This window comes from Streptomyces sp. HP-A2021 (assembly GCF_022807935.1).
Lineage (GTDB): Bacteria > Actinomycetota > Actinomycetes > Streptomycetales > Streptomycetaceae > Streptomyces > Streptomyces afghaniensis.
In genome coordinates, this window is sequence record NZ_CP094344.1 from 3,592,583 (window position 1) to 3,610,598 (window position 18,016).

Sequence of the window (18,016 nt, forward strand, 5' to 3'; positions counted from 1 at the left end):
TCCCCTGCTAGTCGTCCTGTCCGGTACCCGGCTTGACAGGGTCGAACGGGTCGCCGCCGCCGTCGTTCGGCGGTGTCGTCTCCGGGGCCGTCGGCGGGGTGAACGTGGGTGGTGTCGTCGACGGACTCGGCGGCGGGGAGCTGCTCGGCTCCTCCGTCGTCGGCGGCGGTGACGACGACGACGGCTCCTCGGTCGTCGGCTCCTGCGTGGGCTCCTCGGTCGGCTCCCGCGTGGGCGTCGGCGTCCACGTCGGCTGGACGGCCGCGCCCTGCTGGGTGTCCAGGTCGAACTTGCTGGTGTCGCCCATCACGCCGAAGGTGTACGCCGCCCAGATCTTCGCCGGGAAATCACCACCGTTGATCCGGGGCTCGCCGGCGGCCTTGTACATCGGGACCTGGGCGTGGGTCTTGGCGTCCTCGCCGAACAGGCCGACGGAGGTGACCAGGTTCGGCGTGTAGCCGGTGAACCAGGCCGACTTGTTGTTGTCGGACGTACCCGTCTTGCCCGCGACCTGCTGGCCGTCGCGCTCGGGGTTGTTCCGTACGGATGCCTGCGCCGTACCGTCGTCGACCACGCCGGTCAGCACGGAGGTCACCGAGTCGGCGGCCTCGCGGCTGACGGCCTGGTCGCCGACCGGGTCGGGCATGGTGACCGTCCTGTTCAGGTGCTCCGCCGACTTCACGAGGGCCGGGGTGACCTTCTTGCCGTGGTTGGCGAGGGTGGCGTAGACACCCGCCATCTCCAGGGGGCTCGCGCCCATGCTGCCCAGCGTCTGGGCGGGCACGGCCTGCATGTTCTTGGTGTCCATGCCGAGTTTGCCGGCGACGTCGACCACGTTGGTCATGCCGACGTCGACGCCCATCTGCGCGAAGACGGAGTTGACGGACTTGTTCATCGCGGTCTGGACGGTGATCTTCCCGTAGTTCTCGTCGTCCTCGTTCTCGGGGGCGAAGCCGACCTTGGTGCCGTTGTCCATGACCTGGCGCCTGCTCGTGCCGTCGTAGACCGTGTTCGCGGTGATCGGCTTGCCGTCCTGCGTCTTGGCCTGCTCTTCCAGGGCCGCGGCGAGGATGACCGGCTTGAACGTGGAGGCGGGCTGGTAGTCGGAGCGGGTGGCGTTGTTGGTGTAGTGCTCGAAGTAGTTCACGCCGCCGTACATCGCGACCACGGCGCCCGTCTTCGGGTTCACGGACGCGGCACCGGCCTGGACGTCCCCGTCGACCTTGCGCTTCTCGGGGTCGAGCTTGCTGGTCAACTGCTGCTTGACGGACTTCTCCAGCGCCGCCTGCTTCTTCTTGTCGATGTTGAGCGTGACGGTCCAGCCGCCGGCGCTGACCATCGCCTCGGCTTCCTTGGCGCTGCTCGCGGTGCCCTCGGCGACGAGCTGCTTCTCCAGTGCCGCGTTGGCCGCGTTGACCAGGTAGCCCTTCTGGCCCTCCATGCCGGGAGCGGGCCTGGGCTCCTTCGGCACCGGGAACTTCATGCCGGCCCGCTCGGACTGGCTCAGCCAGCCCTCGTCGACCATGTTGTTCAGGACGTAGTTCCAGCGGGCCTTCACCAACTTCTTACCCCCCGGGGAGGCGACCGCCCAGTCGTACTGGCTCGGGGCCTGGAGCAGCGCGGCGAGGTAGGCGCCCTGCGCGACGGAGAGTTTCTCGGCGTCGGTGCGGTAGTAGGCCTGGGCGGCGGCCTGGATGCCGTAGGCGTTGCGGCCGTAGTAGCTGGTGTTGATGTAGCCGGCGAGGATGTAGTCCTTGGACTTCTCCCGGTCCAGCTTCAGGGAGATGACCAGTTCCTTGAGCTTGCGGGAGACGGTCTGTTCCTGCGTCAGGTAGTAGTTCTTGACGTACTGCTGGGTGATCGTCGAACCGCCCTGCGCGCCCCGGCCCGAGAGCGTGTTGAACAGGCCGCGGGCGGTGCCCTTGAGGTCGACGCCGGCGTCCTTGTAGAAGGTCTTGTTCTCGGCCGCGACGAAGGTGAGCCGCACGCCCTTGGGGACCCTGGACAGATCGACGACCTCGCGGTTGACCTTGCCGTCGCGGGCCATGATCGCGCCGTCGCTGTACTTGTAGATGTTGCTCTGCCGCTTGGCGTCGGCGTTGCCCTCGGGGATGCCGATCATCATGTACAGCACGATGAAGGCGCCCATACCGAGCAGGCACAGGCCGAAGAAGGTGCCGAGGATCTTCTTCCAGGTGAAGAGCCGGCGTATGCCGCCCTTCCCGGCCGCGCCCGACGAACGGCGGCGCTTGGGTGCCGCCCGGCGCCCACCGCGCTGTCTGGCGCGTCTTTCTTCCGCTCGTCCCATGGGTCCGATCCGCTCCGCTTCGTTCATGTGTGCTCACATGTCACACAGGTTCGCCGCTCAGGTCAGCTCAGAAAGCTAACACCGGGAGATAAGAGAGAGGGCTGCCGATCCGGCCCTTTACGGACGTGACAATCAGCACCCACCCCAACGGAACCGACGTTCGAGACACGCGTAGGGTTGCCAGGACGAGAAAAAGTGATATCACTTAGCTAGATGGAAGCTATGCAGGAAAAGCTTCCCGGGAGGAACGGGGGATCATCCATGTCCACACACCAACCGCAGGTCACCGCAGACGTGCCCGAGATGCCGGCGCCCCGTGTGCGGGAGTTCGCCGCGCACAGCATCGGCGGCGGGCTCGCCCTGCTGCTCGGCCTGGTCGGGCTGCTGGCCGGCGCGGGGCTGATCGCGGCCGCCACGGCGGTCGACGGGGGCGGAGCCAAGGCCGCCCTGATCATCGGCGGCATCCTGGTCGGGCTTGCGGCGTTCCTGGCCATGTGCGGGCTGAACATGGTGGCGCCCGGGGAGGCCCGGGTCGTCCAGCTCTTCGGCCGCTACCGCGGGACGATCCGGCAGGACGGGCTGCGCTGGGTGAACCCGCTCACCTCGCGCACCAAGATCTCCACGCGCGTGCGCAACCACGAGACCGCCGTCCTGAAGGTCAACGACGCCTACGGCAACCCGATCGAGCTCGCCGCGGTCGTGGTGTGGCGGGTCGAGGACACCGCCCAGGCCATCTTCGAGGTGGACGACTACGTCGAGTTCGTCTCCACGCAGACCGAGGCGGCCGTGCGGCACATCGCCATCGAGTACCCCTACGACGCCCACGAGGAGGACGGCCTCTCGCTGCGCGGCAACGCCGAGGAGATCACCGAGAAGCTCGCCGTCGAACTGCACGCGCGCGTGGAGGCGGCCGGGGTGCAGATCATCGAGTCGCGCTTCACCCACCTCGCGTACGCCCCCGAGATCGCCTCGGCGATGCTCCAGCGGCAGCAGGCGGGAGCGGTCGTCGCGGCCCGGCGGCAGATCGTCGACGGTGCGGTGGGCATGGTCGAGGCCGCGATCGCCCGGATCACCGAGCGGGACATCGTCGAGCTGGACTCCGAGCGGAAGGCGGCGATGGTCTCCAACCTGATGGTGGTGCTGTGCGGGGACCGCGCCGCGCAGCCGGTCCTCAACACCGGGTCGCTGTACCAGTGACGGAGCCGTCCGAGGGTCCGGGTTCCCGGCGCCGGCCGCCGCAGCAGCGCAAGCAGGTGCTGCTGCGGCTGGACCCTGCGGTGTACGAGGCGCTGGCGCGGTGGGCCGGGGACGAACTGCGGTCGGCCAACGCGCAGATCGAGTTCCTGCTGCGGAAGGCGCTCGCCGAGGCGGGGCGGCTGCCGCGGGAGACCGGGCCGCTGCCCCGGCGGGGACGACCACCCGGCGGCTCTGAGCAATAGCCTGTTGCACAACCGTGACAACAGCCCCCGACCTGCGGAGTCGTACCGCACGCCATGAACTGCACACTCGGCGTATACATGCCGCGTATACACCCCGTGTACAGTCCTGGTCATGTCCATCGGTCACACTCTCCTGGGGCTCCTGGAGTCCGGCCCGCGCCACGGTTACGACCTGAAGCGGGCCTTCGACGAGAAGTTCGGTCACGACCGGCCGCTGCACTACGGCCAGGTCTACTCGACGATGTCCCGGCTGCTGAAGAACGGGCTCGTCGAGGTCGACGGCATCGAGGCCGGCGGCGGACCCGAGCGCAAGCGGTACGCGATCACCGAGGCCGGCATCACCGATGTCGAGCGGTGGCTCGCGACGCCGGAGAAGCCGGAGCCGTACCTCCAGTCGACCCTCTACACCAAGGTCGTCCTCGCGCTGCTCACGCACCGCGACGCCGCCGACATTCTCGACACGCAGCGCTCGGAGCACCTGCGCAGCATGCGGATCCTCACCGACCGCAAGCGCAAGGGCGATCTGGCCGACCAGCTGATCTGCGACCACGCCCTGTTCCACCTGGAGGCGGACCTGCGCTGGCTGGAACTGACCGCGGCGCGTCTGGACAAGCTCCGTGAGGCGGTGACCCGGTGACCATTCCCGCTGGTTCGCTGCTCACCGCCCAGGACCTGCGCAAGGCGTACGGGCCGACCACCGCGCTCGACGGTGCCGAGTTCTCCATCCACCCGGGCGAGGTCGTCGCCGTGATGGGTCCGTCCGGCTCGGGCAAGTCGACGCTGCTGCACTGCCTCGCCGGGATCGTGATGCCCGACTCGGGCTCGATCACGTACAACGGGCGTGAGGTGACGGCGATGAGCGACGCCGAGCGCAGTGCGCTCAGGCGCTCGGAGTTCGGGTTCGTGTTCCAGTTCGGCCAGCTCGTGCCCGAACTCACCTGCGTGGAGAACGTGGCGCTCCCGATGCGCCTGAACGGGTCGTCCCGCAAGGAGGCCGAGCGGACGGCGCTGGCGTGGATGGAGCGGCTGGAGGTCGACGAGCTGCGCAAGAAGCGGCCCGGCGAGGTGTCCGGCGGTCAGGGGCAACGGGTCGCCGTCGCCCGCGCGCTGGTGACGAACCCGCGTGTGGTGTTCGCCGACGAACCGACCGGCGCGCTCGACTCCTTCAACGGCGAGCGCGTGATGGAGCTGCTCACGGACGCCGCCCGGTCCGCCAACGCGGCCGTGGTGCTCGTCACGCACGAGGCCCGGGTGGCCGCGTACTCCGACCGCGAGATCGTCGTACGCGACGGCAAGTCCCGGGACATGGAGCGCGTCGTATGAGCGCCGGTCAGTGGGCGCGGGATCTTTCCATGGGGGTCCGGTTCGCCTTCGCGGGCGGACGCGAGGGGTGGATCCGGGCGCTGCTGACGGCCGTCGGCGTCGGGCTCGGAGTGGCACTGCTGCTGCTCACCACCGCCCTCCCGAACGCGCTGGCGGAACGGGACCGGCGCGAGGCGGCGCGCAGCGACCACACCTTCAGCCAGCAGAAGATACCGAAGGCCGACGACACCCTGATCGTCCTGGACTCGGACACCACGTTCCGGGACCGGGACGTGCGCGGCCGGATGCTGGAGGCGGAGGGCCCGCGGGCGCCGCTGCCCCCGGGGGTCGCGCGGTTCCCGGCCGCGGGCGAGATGGTCGTCTCCCCCGCGCTGAAGGAGCTGCTCGCCTCCGACGACGGCAAGCTGCTGCGGGAGCGGCTGAACTACCGGATCGCGGGCACCATCGGCGAGCAGGGGCTCGTCGGCTCCCAGGAACTCGCCTACTTCGCGGGCGGCACGGGGCTCGAGAAGCTGCTGGACGGCCTCGCCAGTGGGGCCCGGATCGACAGCTTCGGCAGCGACGGCCTGGCGTCGTCCGATCCCTGGGACCCGGTGCTGCTCCTGCTGGTGCTGGTCGTCTTCGTGGTGCTGCTGATGCCGGTCGCCGTGTTCATCGCCGCGGCCGTGCGCTTCGGCGGCGAGCGGCGCGACCGCCGGCTGGCGGCGCTGCGGCTGGTGGGTTCCGACAGCCGGATGACCCGGCGGATCGCCGCCGGCGAGGCGCTCGCCGGATCGGTGCTGGGACTCGTCCTCGGAGCCGGCTTCTTCCTGCTGGGGCGGCAACTGGCGGCTTCCTTCGAGGTGTTCCACGTCAGTGTGTTCCCGAGCTATCTGAACCCCTCGCCCGTGCTGGCCCTTCTGGTCGCGCTGGTGGTGCCGGCGGCCGCGGTCGTGGTGACGATCCTCGCCCTGCGCGGGGTGGTCATCGAGCCGCTCGGCGTGGTCCGCACGGCCAAGCCCGCGCGGCGCCGGCTGTGGTGGCGGCTGCTGCTGCCGCTCGGCGGGCTCGCGCTGCTCTTCCCGATGATCGGGCAGGGCGACGACGGCGGGGAGTTCAATCAGTACCTCGTCGTCGGCGGCGTGATGCTCCTCCTGGTCGGCGTCACGGCCCTGCTGCCCTGGGTGGTGGAGACGGTCGTGGCCCGGCTCGGCTCGGGCGGGGTCGCCTGGCAACTGGCTGTGCGCAGGCTTCAGCTGAGCAGCGGTGCGGCGGCCCGGATGGTCAACGGCATCGCGGTGGCGGTGGCCGGGGCGATCGCGCTGCAGATGCTGTTCGCCGGGGTGGAGGGCAACTACACCAGGGCGTCGCAGTACGACGTCTCCCGGGCCCAGATGCAGGTGAACGTGCCGGACGGAGCCGAACCCGCCTCCATCGCCGAGGAGTTCCGCACCACCGAGGGCGTACGGAGGGTCACCGTACTGTCCGACGGCTACCTCGGCGACCGACGGGGCGAGGGGGACACCTACGTCCGCTTCACCGTCGCCGACTGCGCGTCGCTGCGCGAGGTGGCCACGCTGCCGTCCTGCCGCGACGGTGACGTCTTCGCCGTCCAGGGCGCGGAGGAGGACACCGGAACCGACACGATGGCCAAGCCCGGCACCACCCTCTGGGCCGACCCGGCCGACACCTCCCGCCCCGACGACCGCGGGGTCTCCTGGACCGTGCCGCAGGACATCCGGCAGGCCCAGGCCCGGGAGGATCCCACCGGGTACGAGCGCGGCGGCATCCTGATCACACCCGGCGCGCTGCCCGGGAAGCTCGGTCCGCTCGCCTCCACACAGCTCTACCTGAGCCTCGACCGTTCCGTGCCCGACGCGTACGAGTACGTGCGCAACACGGCCGTGCGGCTCGACCCGACGGCCCAGCCGATGACCTGGAACAGCGTCGAGAGCAACGACCGCTACGCCACCATCCGCACCGGCCTGTCCGTCGGCGCCGCCTGCGTGCTGGCGCTGATCGGCGCGAGCCTGCTGGTCTCGCAGCTGGAGCAGTTGCGCGAACGCCGCAAGCTGCTGTCGTCGCTGGTCGCCTTCGGCACCCGGCGCCGGACCCTCAGCCTGTCGGTGCTGTGGCAGACGGCGATCCCGATCGGACTGGGCCTGCTGCTCGCTGCGACGGTGGGCATGGCCCTGGGCGCGGTCCTGCTGCGGATGACCAACACGTCGGTCCGGGTGGACTGGCCGAGCGTGCTGTCGATGACCGGCATCGGCGCGGGCGTCGTCCTCGTCGTGACGCTGCTGAGCCTGCCGCCGCTGCTGAGGATGATGCGGCCGGACGGGCTGCGCACGGAGTAGCCGCCCCGGGCTCTTTTGCGCCGGCCGTCAGGCGTCCTGGTCGAGGACCCGGACGGGCAGGGGCCGGAGCGCCTCCCGCAGCGCCGCCGCCAGTTCCTCGTACTCCGCGCCGCGCGCGGCCCCTGCCCGCATCGCCAGAGCGACCCTGCGGGTGGGGGCCGGGTCGGTGAAGTAGCCGGTGAGGAGCTGGCTGCTGCGGGAGATCTCGACCTTGAGGGCGGTGCGCGGCAGCAGCGTGAGGCCGAGCCCGCCCGCGACGAGCTGCACCAGGGTGGACAGCCCGGCGGCGGTCGTGGTGACCGGCGCGTCCTCGCGTCCGGCCTCCCGGCAGATGTCGAGGGCCTGGTCGCGCAGGCAGTGCCCCTCGTCCAGCAGCAGCAGGTTCAGCTCGCGCAGCGCCTCGCGCGGGATGCCCTCGCGCCCGCCGAGCGGGTGATCGAGCGGGGTGACGAGCACGAAGTCCTCGTCGAACAGTGGCAGTTCTTCGACGCCCGGCACACCGAGCGGGACGGCGAGCAGCAGCAGGTCGAGCCGTCCGCTGGTGAGGCCGTCGAGCAGGCTTGCGGTCTGCTCCTCGTGCACCTGGAGGTCGAGGTCCGGATACCGTTCGTGCACGAGCCGCAGGACGGTCGGCAGCAGATACGGCGCCACGGTCGGGATGACCCCCAGCCGCAGCACGCCGGTGAACGGCGCCCGGACCGCCTCGGCCTCCTCCATGAGGGCGCCCACCTCCGCCAGTACGGCCTTGGCCCGTACGGCGATCCGCTCGCCCTCGGGTGAGAGCAGCACCTTGCGCGTCGTACGCTCGAGGAGCGTCACTCCGAGTGTCTCCTCCAGCGCCGAGACGGCGCCCGAGAGAGCGGGCTGGCTCATGCCGATGGCCCCTGCGGCGTCCCGGAAGTGCAGGTGCTCGGCGACGGCCGCGAAGGCCCGCAGCTGGGCGAGACTGGGCTGCCTGCGCTTATTACCCACAGTCACTAATAACTACCTCCGATCAACCCGACCGAGTGTAGCTATTTCCGTAATCAATCGACCCTGTGCCAACATCAATAACGTCCAACCCATGGGAAACACCCGCAATCCGGGTGTTTCTTCGCTGCAAGGAGAGCGTGTGCTCACTGTCGGTGACAAGTTCCCCGAGTTCGATCTGACCGCCTGCGTCTCGCTGGAGAAGGGCAAGGAGTTCCAGCAGATCAACCACAAGACCTACGAGGGTCAGTGGAAGGTCATCTTCGCGTGGCCCAAGGACTTCACCTTCGTGTGCCCGACCGAGATCGCCGCCTTCGGCAAGCTGAACGACGAGTTCGCCGACCGCGACGCCCAGGTCCTCGGCTTCTCCGGCGACTCCGAGTTCGTCCACCACGCCTGGCGCAAGGACCACGACGACCTGCGTGACCTGCCGTTCCCGATGATGGCCGACTCCAAGCACGAGCTGATGCGCGACCTCGGCATCGAGGGTGAGGACGGCTTCGCCAAGCGCGCGGTGTTCATCGTGGACCAGAACAACGAGATCCAGTTCTCGATGGTGACCGCGGGATCGGTCGGCCGTAACCCGAAGGAGGTCCTGCGGGTCCTGGACGCCCTCCAGACGGACGAGCTGTGCCCCTGCAACTGGTCGAAGGGCGACGAGACCCTCGACCCGGTCGCGCTGCTCGCCGGAGAGTGATCTGACATGTCCCTCGACGCACTCAAGTCCGCCATACCGGACTACGCCAAGGACCTGAAGCTCAACCTGGGCTCGGTCATCGGCAACTCGGACCTGCCGGCCCAGCAGCTGTGGGGCACGGTGCTGGCGACCGCGATCGCCTCGCGCTCCCCGATCGTGCTGCGCGAGCTGGAGCCGGAGGCGAAGGCCAACCTGTCGCCCGAGGCCTACACGGCGGCGAAGGCCGCCGCCGCGGTGATGGCGATGAACAACGTCTTCTACCGCACGCGGCACCTGCTGTCGGACCACGAGTACGGCAACCTGCGCGCGGGCCTGCGGATGAACGTCATCGGCAACCCGGGCGTCGACAAGGTCGACTTCGAACTGTGGTCCTTCGCGGTCTCCGCCATCAACGGCTGCGGCATGTGCCTGGACTCCCACGAGCAGGTCCTGCGCAAGGCCGGCCTCGACCGCGAGGTCATCCAGGAGGCGTTCAAGATCGCGTCCGTGATCCAGGCGGTCGGCGTGACGCTGGACGCCGAGGCGGCACTGGCCGAGTAACCCCCGGCCGTACGCCCCGCATTGCAGGGCCCCGCCCACCTGACCGGTGGGCGGGGCCCTGTTGCCTTTCACGGCAGGCTGCTCGGGAGGCTCGGACTACTCCGACGGCGCCTGCCGTTCGGGCTCCGCACTCATCGCCGTAGCACCCCGCGGGCGGACCGAATGCCGCATTGCCGACTGCCGCGAGTACGCCCGCAGATACCCCGCGACCGTGTTCGTCACGGCGACCAACGGCACGGCCACCACCGCGCCACCGATCCCGGCGACCATCCCCCCGCACGCCACGGACAGCACCACGGCCAGCGGATGCACCCGCACCGCCCGCCCCAGAATGAACGGCTGCAGGATGTGGCCCTCGATCTGCTGCACCGCCAGCACCACCACCAGCGTCATGACAGCCGTGAACACCCCCTGGGTGACCAGCGCGACCACCACCGCCAGCGCCCCGGACACCACCGCACCCACCAGCGGGATGAACGCGAACAGGAAGATGAACACCGCCAGCGGCACGGCCATCGGCACGTCGAGGAAGTAGATCCCCAGCCCGATGAAGATCGCGTCGATCAGCGCGACGATCACCGTGCCCCGCACATACGCCGTCAGCGTCCGCCACGCCGCCGGCCCGGCCCCGGCCACGCCCGGCCGCGCCGCCGCCGGCACCAGCTTCAGCGTCCACTCCCAGATCCGCTTGCCGTCGTAGAGCAGGAACAGCGTCGAGAAGACCGCCAGCAGAATCCCCGTCAGCGACTCGACGACGACCGTCACGCCCTCCAGCCCCGCCGAGGTGATCTGGTCGGTGTTCGCTCCGACCGCCTCCCGCAGGTTCTTGGCGATCTCGTTGATCTGCTTGTCCGTGACGTGGAAGGGGCTGTTCAGCAGCCAGTTCCGCAGCTCGTCGATGCCGTCCTGGATCTGGCCCGAGAGGTCGTCGATGTTCTCCATGACCTGCCAGGTCACGAACCAGCCGATGAGCCCCATGACGACGAAGCCGAGGATCGCGGTCAGCGCCGTGGCCGGCCCGCGCGGCACTCCGAGCCGCCGCAGCCGCGCCACGGTCGGCTGGAGGATCGCGGTGATGAGCAGCGCGCTCACGAACGCCAGCACCACCAGCTGTACGGCGCTGATGATCCGCGTGAGCACCCACAGCGTGCCCGCGAGGACGAGCAGCCGCCAGCCGGCCTCCGCCGCGACCCGCATCCCCCACGGCACGGCCAGCGCCGGATCGGGCCGGGCGGGCACATCGGGCGCGTAGTCCGGGGGCGGCGGCACGTGTTCGTCGGACGACGTCCGGGACTCGGTCTCGTCCCGCTCCCGTTCGGCCTCGGCGCGGCGTTCGTTCCACCGCTCGCTCATCTCGGTCAGTCCGGCACCGAGCCGGCCGAGCCACCCTGGCACTCGCGACATGATCCGTCCTTTTCCCCCGTCTCTCCGCACCACTCCCCCCTGGAGTCGTCCGTCAAGACCGTACATGGCGCGAGCCCCTCACCGTACGACGGTGAGGGGCTCGCGCTGAGGATCGCTGCGGCTGAAGGGCCGCGGGCTCAGTACCAGTTGTTGGCCTGCCAGAACGACCAGGCGTCACACGGGCTGCCGTAGCGGTCGTTCATGTAGTTCAGGCCCCACTTGATCTGGGTGGCCGGGTTGGTCCGCCAGTCGTCACCGACGGACGACATCTTGGAACCGGGCAGCGCCTGGAACATTCCGTAGGCCCCGGAGGAAGGGTTGACCGCCTTGTAGTTCCAGTCGGACTCGTGGTCCACGATGTTGCTGAAGCACTGGAACTGACCCGCCGGCACCATCTGCCGCGCCATCGCCTGGATCTGGGCGATGGAGTAGGAGGTCGCGACGGGGAAGTCGGAGATGTCCTTGGAGCGGCTGGCGGCCTCCTTGGCCTCCGCGCGCTCCTTGGCGGCCTTCTCGGCCGCGGCGGCCTTCTCGGCGGCTTCCTTCTTCTTGGCGATGGCCGTCTCGGCGGCAGCCTTGCGGGCGGCCTCCTCGGCGTCCTTCTTCGCGCTCACGTCCGCGGCGATGGCCTGTGCGTCGGCCTGCTGCGTCAGCGACGCCGTCTGCACCTGGGCCTGCTGGCCCGCGGGAATGTCTGCGAGCAGCGTGGTGCCGCTGGCCGTCGCTTCGGCGTCGTTGTTCTGTGCGGTGCTGCCCGAGGCAACGCCGACGACGCTTCCGACAGCGGTGACCGCCGTGGCCGAGGCCACTGCGAATCCCCGGACCGAGATCCGGCTCACACGGTTTCCTTCCAGCATCGCCCGCTTCGGTGACCCTCGCGGACGCAATCGTGCCCCTGGCACTGGCCTCCCCAACTGCGGGGTCACGGGAGGCGCGGGCCCGGTGGGCAACTCCCTCACGGGAGCGCCGCGTAGTGCTCGGGCGGCATACGACATCGCTATGAAGTTGAAGCTGTGCTCTTAGTGGTGCCGTACCGCTGGGGGTACAGGTGTGTCGTATGCGGGGCCTGACAGGAGTGAGACTCTGCCGCAACTCGACGGGGCAAGGCAATTCCAAGTTGCGTGTGAAAGCTCACATCCCGTTTGACCCGGGAGATTCACAGAAAGCCCACACGCGAAGGCGCCGCCCGGCTAGGCTCTTCGCCTTTCCGGACGGCGCCAACTACTGCGTAACCGCCTCCGTTTGGGGCAGGACGGTCAGATGTGTCCGTCTTCGAGCATTTCGGTCACAAGAGCAGCGATCTGCGACCTCTCGGACCGGGTCAGGGTCACGTGCGCGAAAAGCGGATGACCCTTCAGTTTCTCGACGACGGCGACGACTCCGTCGTACCGGCCGACCCTCAGGTTGTCCCGCTGGGCCACGTCGTGGGTGAGAACCACCCGTGAATTGGCTCCGATACGGGACAGAACGGTAAGAAGTACGTTCCGTTCCAGCGACTGTGCCTCGTCGACGATCACGAACGCGTCGTGCAGCGAACGGCCGCGGATGTGGGTGAGCGGCAGCACCTCCAGCATCCCGCGGGCGGTGACCTCCTCGATGACCTCCCGGCTGGTGACCGCCGACAGCGTGTCGAACACGGCCTGGGCCCAGGGGCTCATCTTCTCCGCCTCGGAGCCTGGCAGATAGCCGAGCTCCTGCCCGCCCACCGCGTACAGCGGACGGAAGACCATCACCTTCTGGTGCTGACGGCGCTCCAGCACCGCCTCCAGGCCCGCGCACAGCGCCAGCGCCGACTTGCCGGTGCCGGCCCGGCCGCCCATCGAGACGATCCCGACGTCCGGGTCCAGCAGCAGGTCGAGCGCGATCCGCTGCTCGGCGCTGCGGCCCTTGATGCCGAACGCCTCACGATCCCCGCGCACGACACGGATGTCGCCCTCGGCCGTGACCCGCCCGAGCGCCTTGCCGCGCTCCGACTGGATCATCAGGCCCGTGTGCACCGGCAGGCCGGCCGCCTCGGGGACATGGACGTGCCCCTCCTCGAAGAGGACGTCCACCTGCTCGCCGGTCAGGGTCAGTTCGGACATTCCGGTCCAGCCGGAGGAGTCCGTGATGGCGAGTTCCGCGCGGTACTCCTCGGCGAGGAGCCCGACGGAGGACGCCTTGATCCTGAGCGGGAGGTCCTTCGACACGACGGTGACGTCGAACCCCTCCGCCTGGAGGTTGCGGGCGACCGCCAGGATGCGGGAGTCGTTGTCCCCCAGGCGGTAGCCGCTGGGCAGCACGCTGGGGTCCGAGTGATTGAGCTCGACACGGACGGTTCCGCCGAGGTCCCCGGTGGGGATGGGGGCATCGAGGCGGCCGTACCGCACCCGGTAGTCGTCGAGCAGACGCAGGGCCTGCCGTGCGAAGTAGCCGAGTTCGGGATGGTTCCGCTTGGCCTCCAGTTCCGTCACCACGACGATGGGAAGCACGACCTCGTGCTCGTCGAAGCGGCTCAGGGCGTTCGGGTCGGCCAGCAGGACGCTGGTGTCGAGAACATAGGTGCGCCGGTCGGGCTTGTGGCGCTTTGTGCTGGTCACCACGGAAGGACGTACCCCCTCGGATGAGGTCGGGGAGCGACGGAGTGGAGCTGGACCGGTCGTCGGCCGCCCTGCGCGGGCCGAGAACCGGCCCTCCGCCTCTTCGTCCGTGCTGTGACCGCACGATCGGGCTGGTGCAAAGGGCCTCCCGGGCGGACGGCCCCGTGCCGTCCGCTGAGATCCGACACCCGGGGTTCGGGCGTCGACCTGACTGGCTTATGCCCTCGAACGGGCGTCGCCATGCCACGGCATATGACGGCGGGCCGGTTAACTCCGCGTTACGTGCGCCTTCGGAGGGGTACCGGGAAGGTTTGCGACGTGCGGCGACCGCGGTACCGGCGGTCTGCGGGATCCCGCGAAGTCCCATGCCCGGCGGCGTGCGCCGGAGCGCGGTTCAGCCATCGTGGCCGCCGGTCGCGGGCGGCGCAGCGCGGTTCAGCCGCCGTGGCCGCGGTCGCGGGCGGAGCGGCGCTGTTCAGCCGCCGTAGCGCCGGTGGCGGGCGGCGTAGTCACGCATGGCGCGCAGGAAGTCGACCTTGCGGAACGCCGGCCAGAACACGTCGCAGAAGTAGTACTCGGAGTGCGCGGTCTGCCAGAGCATGAATCCGGACAGCCGCTGTTCGCCGCTGGTGCGGATCACCAGGTCGGGGTCGGGCTGGTCGCTCGTGTAGAGGTGACGCCCGATCATGTCGATGTCGACGGCCTCGGCGAGCTCCTCCATCGAGGTGCCCCGGTCCTGGGCGTCGAGCAGCATGGAGCGCACGGCGTCGGCGATCTCCTGGCGGCCGCCGTAGCCGATGGCGACGTTGACCAGTATCCCGTCGACGTGGGCGGTGGTCTCCTCGGCCTCCTTCAGCACCGTCTGCATCCCGGAGGGCAGCAGATCGGGCGTGCCCACGTGGTGCACGCGCCAGCGGCCGTCGGCGGCCAGGGTGCGCACGACGTCCTCGATGATGCCGAGCAGGGGGACGAGCTCCTCCTGCGGCCGGTCGAAGTTGTCCGTGGACAGCAGCCAGAGGGTGACGACCTCGACGTCCGTCTCGGAGCACCAGCCGAGGAACTCCTCGATCTTCTCGGCACCGGCCCGGTGTCCGTGGACGGTGCTGGAACCGGCTGCCTTCGCCCAGCGCCGGTTGCCGTCCATGATGACGCCGATGTGCTTGGGCACCTGAGCGTGGTCCAGGTGGCCTTCCACCCGGCGTGCGTACAGCCTGACCAGCAGGCCACGCAGCTTGTCGCGCAGGTTCACGTGATTGTCAGCCCCTCCGTACGGATCGGACAGGCCGCGGCGTGCGGCCCGGTCGTGGCCGCGGGCGGTCCCTGCCCGTGTGGCAGTCCCCGGAGGCGAAGCCTACCCCTGCTGCCGCCGTGGGCCGCCCACGGGTGCGGAACGCAAGATTCCGGCCGGTGTTCCGGGCCGGTCCCGGCGCACAAAAAAACGGGCCGGTCCGTGGGGGGGATACGGACCGGCCCGAGGGGGTTTCCACCATAACCCTTCGTAAGTGATGCTGCGTGCATCGGCGTGCCACAACTACTCTCCGGAGCCGCCCGGCGACGCGGCGATGCCCCCGGAACCCTTCGCTCCCGGCTTGCCCTTGGCCGAAACGCAGCCCCTGAGCAGCCCCTAAACAGGGGAATCGTGCGCCCTGAGGAGGGATCGGGCGGATTTCCCGCACCTTGGGGCGCGCTCGCCGGCTTGTCTCCCGCATCCCCCCGATGGGCGACGCCGTCCGCGAACGCCCGCTTGACCCCTCGCGACGCCTCTCGACGCCTCTCGACGCCTCTCGACGCCTCGAGACCGAGGCTCTGCCTCGACGAGGAGGCCCTGGCACCGCGCAGCCGTACCCTGCTCACGGGCGATAACGATGTGAGTCCATTTAGGTCAGTACCTGTCCTCCTTCGGGTCTAGCGTCGTGCCATGACGACGATCTCGAAGATCACGTGGGACGCGGCGAGCGCACGGCGGACCCAACGGCAACACCTGGCCGGGCCGGCCGGGGACGGGACGCCGGTCGCCGAGGTGGTCGGGGCGATGATGGGGGCGCACGCGCAGGTGCCGTCCGCGGCCGAGGTGTCGGTGGGGGTGCGGACGTCCGGGCTGACCCGGGCGGACGTACGGACGGCGCTCTGGGACGAACGATCGCTGGTCAAGACGTACGGGCCGCGCGGAACGGTACATCTCCTCCCGACGCGGGAACTTCCCCTCTGGTCGGCCGCGCTGACCGCGGTCCCGACCGGGCCGAGCCCTTTCCCGCCCGACGTCCGGCTCACCGAGGAACAGGCCGCCCAGGTCGTGGCGGCGATCGGGGAAGCGCTCGAAGACACCTGCCTGACGCTCGACGAACTGACCGAAGAGATCGTCGCGCGGACGGGCCCGTGGGCCGGCGACCGCGTGATGCCGGCCTTCCAGGACCTGTGGCCGCGCTGGCGGCAGGTGCTGCACCGGGCGGGCTGGGCGGGCACGCTGTGCTTCGGCCCGAACCGCGGCCGGAAGGCGACGTACACGCGCCCGCCGGTCGCGGGGGCGGCCGGGGGGACAGGCGGGGCGCTGAGGACTGGCGAGGCCTTGGGTCCTGGTGAGGCGTTGGGGGCGTTCGTACGCCGTTATCTGTATGCGTACGGGCCGGCGACCCCGCAGCACTTCGCGAAATGGCTGGCGGCGCCAACCGGCTGGGCCGGAGCCGTGTTCCGGGAGCTGGCCGCGGCGGACGGCATCGAGGAGGTCGACTTCCAGGGCACGCGGGCGTGGGTGGCCGCGGGTGACACCGCGTTCCCGGACGGGCCCGTGCGGGGCGTGCGACTGCTGCCGTACTTCGACGCGTACGTCATCGCCGCGCAGCCCCGCGAACGGCTCTTCCCCGGTGCGGCCTACGAGCGTGCCCTGGCGGGCGGCCAGGCGGGCAACTATCCCGTGCTGCTGGTCGACGGTGTGGTGGCGGGCGTCTGGCACCAGCGGCGCCAGGGCCGTCGTACGACCGTCACCGTCGAGCCACTCGTCCGGCTGACGGCACGGCAGGAACGGGAACTGGGTGAGCGGGTGGAGCGGGTCGGCGAAGTGCTGGAGGCGAAGGCGGAGTTGGTGGTGGGGGAGGTGAGGGTGGGTCCGCATGCGTGAGCAGGCTTGTGGTGCGTGCCTGATCAGAGCCGGTGGTTCTCCGGCTTGCGTGCGTCGAAGAGGTGGCGGGTGCTGTGCGCCACGAAGGGCCCTTCGTCCTGGATCCGCCGATGCAACGCTCGGAGTTGCGGCTCGTACGCCTCGACGGTGAAGCCGGGCACCATCCACACCACCTTCCGCAGGAAGTGCACGACCGCGCCGATGTCGTGGAACTCCATGCGGAGCCGCTCCGCTCGCAGATCGACGACGTCGAGCCCCGCGGCCTCGGCGTCGGCTCGCTCGCGCTCGGGGTGACGACCACCGCGCACCCCGTCCGGCTGGGGTCCGAGGAAGTGCTCGACCAGCTCGAAGACGCTGGCCGGCCCCACGTGCTGGGCGAAGTACGTCCCTGAGGGCTGGAGGACGCGGGCGATCTCGTCCCAGTGCGGACGGACGGGATGCCGGCTCACGACCAGGTCGAAGGCACCGTCGGCGAAGGGCAGCGGGGCGTCCTCGGACACGGCGACGACCGCGACTCCGCGCGGACGGAGCAGGGCGGTCGCCTTGGCGGCGTTCGGCGGCCAGCCCTCGGTGGCGACGGCGAGCAGGGGCCGCTTCGGGGCCTGAGCGAGGGCGAAGTCCAGCACTTCCCCGCCGCCGGTCTGGATGTCGAGCACGGCGCTCGCCCGTCCCAGCCGCGCGGCCATCGACGTCGCGTACCCCCAGGAGGGCCGCGCCTCGGTGGCCCGCCCCTGGAACCAGGAGAAGTCCCAGCCTTCGGTGGGGACGGAGGCGCCTTCGGCCACGAGGTCCTCGAAGGTGCGGTGCATCTGCTACGCCAGAACGAGCAGGACGTGCTCGTTCTCTCCGTACTGGACGGTGCCGGCGGGACGGAAGCCGTGCTTCTCGAGGAGACGTACGGAACCGGTGTTACCGATGAAGGGATCGGCGTGCAGGGGCCGGTTCTTCTCCCGCTCCAGGAAGAGTTCCAGAGCCCGGGTGCCGATGCCGCGTCCCCAGTACGCGCGCCCGAGCCAGTACCCCAGGAAGCGGCGGTCCTCCTCCCACCAGGCGACGAAGCTGCCGGCGACCTCACCGTCCACGGTCACGGTCTGCACGAAGTTGGCGTCGTCGCCGAGGACCCGCTGCTTCCAGTGCGCCATGAAGGCATCCCGCGGCCGGGGCGTGAACCTCGACCGCCGGGCTGCCTCGGGATCCTGCTCGTAGTCGCAGAACGCCTCGAGATCGTCTTCCACGACATCACGCAGCCGCACGTCTTCGGTAGTCATGCCGATGAGTGTGGCACCGGCCACTGACAACGGCACCG

The 18,016-nt window shown here is 69.9% G+C and carries 16 protein-coding genes; 8 read left to right on the top strand and 8 right to left on the bottom strand.

Annotated elements, in window-relative coordinates; genetic code table 11:
- Positions 1–7 precede the first annotated feature (7 nt).
- Positions 8–2,308 carry a transglycosylase domain-containing protein gene (locus MQE23_RS16155; protein ID WP_243379458.1) on the bottom strand — a complete coding sequence of 767 codons (2,301 nt, stop codon included), beginning with the start codon at positions 2,306–2,308 and terminating at the stop codon, positions 8–10.
- 261 nt (positions 2,309–2,569) lie between these two features.
- On the opposite strand from MQE23_RS16155, the gene MQE23_RS16160 reads away from it, so the two are divergent.
- From MQE23_RS16160 to MQE23_RS16180, 5 genes are all read left to right on the top strand, one after another.
- Positions 2,570–3,505, top strand: a complete 936-nt coding sequence (locus MQE23_RS16160; RefSeq protein WP_037673047.1) for an SPFH domain-containing protein — start codon at positions 2,570–2,572, stop codon at positions 3,503–3,505.
- Positions 3,502–3,747, top strand: a complete 246-nt coding sequence (locus MQE23_RS16165; RefSeq protein WP_020276559.1) for a hypothetical protein — start codon at positions 3,502–3,504, stop codon at positions 3,745–3,747. The genes MQE23_RS16160 and MQE23_RS16165 overlap by 4 nt, the downstream gene beginning before the upstream one ends.
- A 112-nt stretch (positions 3,748–3,859) precedes the next feature.
- Positions 3,860–4,384: a PadR family transcriptional regulator gene (locus MQE23_RS16170; protein WP_010045868.1), complete on the top strand. Its 525-nt coding sequence runs from the start codon at positions 3,860–3,862 to the stop codon at positions 4,382–4,384.
- Entirely contained in the window at positions 4,381–5,070 is a 690-nt protein-coding gene (locus tag MQE23_RS16175) for an ABC transporter ATP-binding protein (protein ID WP_020276560.1), read from the top strand. The genes MQE23_RS16170 and MQE23_RS16175 overlap by 4 nt, the downstream gene beginning before the upstream one ends.
- Positions 5,067–7,406 carry an FtsX-like permease family protein gene (locus tag MQE23_RS16180; protein ID WP_037673050.1) on the top strand — a complete coding sequence of 780 codons (2,340 nt, stop codon included), beginning with the start codon at positions 5,067–5,069 and terminating at the stop codon, positions 7,404–7,406. The genes MQE23_RS16175 and MQE23_RS16180 overlap by 4 nt, the downstream gene beginning before the upstream one ends.
- A 27-nt stretch (positions 7,407–7,433) precedes the next feature.
- On the opposite strand, the gene MQE23_RS16185 is transcribed toward MQE23_RS16180, so the two are convergent.
- Positions 7,434–8,384, bottom strand: a complete 951-nt coding sequence (locus MQE23_RS16185) for a LysR substrate-binding domain-containing protein (RefSeq protein ID WP_243379459.1) — start codon at positions 8,382–8,384, stop codon at positions 7,434–7,436.
- A 133-nt stretch (positions 8,385–8,517) separates the two neighbouring features.
- Here MQE23_RS16185 and MQE23_RS16190 point away from each other — a divergent pair, with 133 nt between their 5' ends.
- A complete protein-coding gene (locus MQE23_RS16190) occupies positions 8,518–9,072 on the top strand; it encodes a peroxiredoxin (RefSeq protein WP_020276563.1) in 555 nt (184 codons plus the stop codon).
- Between the two features lie 6 nt (positions 9,073–9,078).
- Positions 9,079–9,612, top strand: coding sequence for an alkyl hydroperoxide reductase (locus tag MQE23_RS16195; protein ID WP_020276564.1), 534 nt, complete (start codon positions 9,079–9,081; stop codon positions 9,610–9,612).
- Positions 9,613–9,708: 96 nt separating this feature from the next.
- On the opposite strand, the gene MQE23_RS16200 is transcribed toward MQE23_RS16195, so the two are convergent.
- The 4 genes from MQE23_RS16200 to MQE23_RS16215 form a co-directional block, all read right to left on the bottom strand.
- Positions 9,709–11,016, bottom strand: coding sequence for an AI-2E family transporter (locus MQE23_RS16200; RefSeq protein WP_037673052.1), 1,308 nt, complete (start codon positions 11,014–11,016; stop codon positions 9,709–9,711).
- A 137-nt stretch (positions 11,017–11,153) separates the two neighbouring features.
- Positions 11,154–11,855, bottom strand: a complete 702-nt coding sequence (locus MQE23_RS16205; RefSeq protein WP_243379460.1) for a transglycosylase SLT domain-containing protein — start codon at positions 11,853–11,855, stop codon at positions 11,154–11,156.
- A gap of 417 nt (positions 11,856–12,272) precedes the next feature.
- Positions 12,273–13,598, bottom strand: coding sequence for a PhoH family protein (locus tag MQE23_RS16210; RefSeq protein ID WP_020276567.1), 1,326 nt, complete (start codon positions 13,596–13,598; stop codon positions 12,273–12,275).
- A gap of 472 nt (positions 13,599–14,070) precedes the next feature.
- Positions 14,071–14,844: an isoprenyl transferase gene (locus tag MQE23_RS16215; RefSeq protein ID WP_020276568.1), complete on the bottom strand. Its 774-nt coding sequence runs from the start codon at positions 14,842–14,844 to the stop codon at positions 14,071–14,073.
- A 669-nt stretch (positions 14,845–15,513) separates the two neighbouring features.
- On the opposite strand from MQE23_RS16215, the gene MQE23_RS16220 reads away from it, so the two are divergent.
- Positions 15,514–16,710 (top strand): winged helix DNA-binding domain-containing protein, encoded by a 1,197-nt coding sequence (locus MQE23_RS16220; RefSeq protein WP_020276569.1) that lies wholly within the window; start codon positions 15,514–15,516, stop codon positions 16,708–16,710.
- A gap of 23 nt (positions 16,711–16,733) precedes the next feature.
- On the opposite strand, the gene MQE23_RS16225 is transcribed toward MQE23_RS16220, so the two are convergent.
- On the bottom strand, positions 16,734–17,519 hold the full coding sequence (locus MQE23_RS16225; protein ID WP_020276570.1) for a methyltransferase domain-containing protein: 786 nt from the start codon (positions 17,517–17,519) through the stop codon (positions 16,734–16,736).
- Between the two features lie 3 nt (positions 17,520–17,522).
- A complete protein-coding gene (locus tag MQE23_RS16230; protein WP_243379461.1) occupies positions 17,523–17,978 on the bottom strand; it encodes a GNAT family N-acetyltransferase in 456 nt (151 codons plus the stop codon).
- Positions 17,979–18,016 lie beyond the last annotated feature (38 nt).